This window comes from Streptomyces sp. KR55 (genome assembly GCF_052245645.1).
GTDB lineage: Bacteria > Actinomycetota > Actinomycetes > Streptomycetales > Streptomycetaceae > Streptomyces > Streptomyces flavusporus.
Genome location: NZ_JBQQCE010000812.1, coordinates 1 through 2,259 on the forward strand (window position 1 = coordinate 1; position 2,259 = coordinate 2,259).

The window sequence follows — 2,259 nt, forward strand, 5'->3', positions numbered from 1 at the left end:
ATTCCCGGACCACGGACACGATCCGATGGCGCCGGATGCGGAGCGAACGCGGGGGACCAGTGTGCCCAACACCGTTCGAGGCACGCGGCTGAGCATGTGCAACTCATGCTCAGTCTTTAGGAACGGTAGGCCGGGTGAGGTCTTCGGCTTGGCGCACGCGCTGGTGTGCCGGCGGTGGGAGCATGCGCTGCGCTGGGAGCAGGAGCAGGCGGGCGACCGTCCCGCACCGTCACCCTCCCGCACCGCGAAGGCGCCGACGACTCCACGCTACGAAGGGAAGGCGACGTGGCGTGTGTCGGGCGTCAGCAGAAGCTGCGCCGCCTGCTTGGCTTGGCGGGCCGGTGCGGGTGTGCCTGAGATGGCGGCGGTGGTCATGGCTCCCTCGGCCAGCAGGGCGATCTGGGTGCCGGTATCTGCTGCCGCTCCCGCAGCTGTTGCCAGTTCCCGCAGGTAGGCGTGGAAGGCGTCCTTGTGGTGCCGGGCCGCGGCGGCGACCTGGGGTGATGTGCCGCCCAGCTCGCCGAAGGAGTTGACGAAGGCGCACCCGTGGAAGTCGGCCTGGGTGAACCAGTCTTCCAGCCAGTCGAAGACGGCGAGCAGCCGCTCCTGCGGAGTTTCCGCGGCCGTGTCGACATGCGTTGCAAGGCTTTGGAGCCAGCGGGCATCCCTGCGGGCCAGGTAGGCCTCGACGAGGTCGCCCTTAGAGGGGAACAGCTGATAGAGGCGCCGCAGCGTGACGCCCGAGGAGTCCCGGATCACGTCCATGCCGACAGCTTGGATACCTCGGGCATAGAAGAGGTCTTCGGCGGCGTCCAGGATGCGCTCGCGCGCCAGATCGGTGTCCAAGGTTTTTGCCCCCTTGCGTGAGAACCGTCGTTCTCCTAGTGTAGGGGACATCGTGAGAACGACCGTTCTCACTGCCGTAGGGCTTCCCAGAGGAGTGCGTCATGTCCGAGCAGCGTCCCCCGTTCCCGCCGTTCACCCGGGAAACGGCGATCATGAAGGTCCGCCAGGCCGAAGACGGCTGGAACACCCGCGACCCCGAGAAGGTCGCCCTCGCCTACACGCCCGACTCGCGCTGGCGCAACCGCGCGGAGTTCGTCACCGGCCGCGAGGAGATCGTGAAGTTCCTGACCCGCAAGTGGGACCGGGAACTGGACTACCGCCTCATCAAGGAGCTGTGGGCGTTCGACGGGAACCGCATCGCGGTGCGGTTCGCCTACGAGTACCACGACGACTCCGGCCAGTGGTTCCGCGCCTACGGCAACGAGAACTGGGAGTTCGACGACAACGGCCTCATGCGCGTGCGCCACGCGAGCATCAACGACCTGCCGATCGCCGAGGAGGAGCGCAAGTACCACTGGCCGCTGGGCCGCCGACCCGACGACCCGACGACCCGACGACCACCCGGGCCTGTCCGACCTCGGGCTGTAAAACCCCCACCCGGCGGCCGGCCAGGAGCGCGACCGCATCCGGGCATCCAGGCCCCGTGCCCGGCGCCCTCTCACCCAGCGTGAGCGGACAACCGCACTGCAGTGGCCGGCACCCCGCTCCGACCGCAAGCCACCCCCCACCAGCGCCCTGGGCAAACAAGACCCAGGGCGGGGCCTCCCCCTGGTGTGCGGACACCCAACCAGGCGGTCCCGCTCATCACAGCGCGCATCCACCACGCCCGCGCTCTGCCCCAGGAAGCCCGAAGCCGTGGCGCGTTCCGGCGGGCAGCCGGGCGCGACAGGCCGGGTTCGAACACGGCCGGGCCGGGACCTGTCATCGCCCCGGCCCGGTGCGACCGATCACCTCATATAAATCCCCTAAGGAGTCAGCCATGTCCGAGTCCCTCACGCGGCCCGTCCTGGAGCCCGCCGCCGCAGCGTTCGCGGAGGCGACCGCCAACCCGCCGTACCTGTTCGACCTGCCCCCGGCGGAGGGGCGCAAGCCGTCGACGAGGTGCAGTCCGGCGAGATCGAGAAGCCGCAGATCGACGAGGAGTGGATCACGGTGTCGGGCGGTCCGACGGGCAGTGTCCGGGCCCGTATCGTCAAGCCCGCCGACGCGACCGGCACCCTCCCGGTGATCATCTACATCCACGGCGCGGGCTGGGTGTTCGGTAACGCCCACACCCACGACCGCCTGGTACGTGAACTCGCGGTCGGCGCGAACGCCGCGGTCGTGTTCCCCGAGTACGACCTGTCGCCCGAGGCCCGCACCCAGTCGCCGTCGAGCAGAACTTCGCCGTCGCGAAGTGGGTTGTGGAGCAGG

The 2,259-nt window shown here is 69.3% G+C and carries 1 protein-coding gene and 2 pseudogenes; 2 read left to right on the top strand and 1 reads right to left on the bottom strand.

Annotated features, from left to right (window positions below):
• Positions 1-267: 267 nt before the first annotated feature.
• On the bottom strand, positions 268-846 hold the full coding sequence (locus ACTWQJ_RS50400) for a TetR/AcrR family transcriptional regulator (RefSeq protein WP_443313044.1): 579 nt from the start codon (positions 844-846) through the stop codon (positions 268-270).
• Positions 847-947: 101 nt separating this feature from the next.
• Here ACTWQJ_RS50400 and ACTWQJ_RS50405 point away from each other — a divergent pair.
• A pseudogene (locus ACTWQJ_RS50405) lies at positions 948-1,434 on the top strand (nuclear transport factor 2 family protein).
• A 391-nt stretch (positions 1,435-1,825) separates the two neighbouring features.
• Positions 1,826-2,259: pseudogene (locus ACTWQJ_RS50410) on the top strand (alpha/beta hydrolase); the annotation flags it as partial.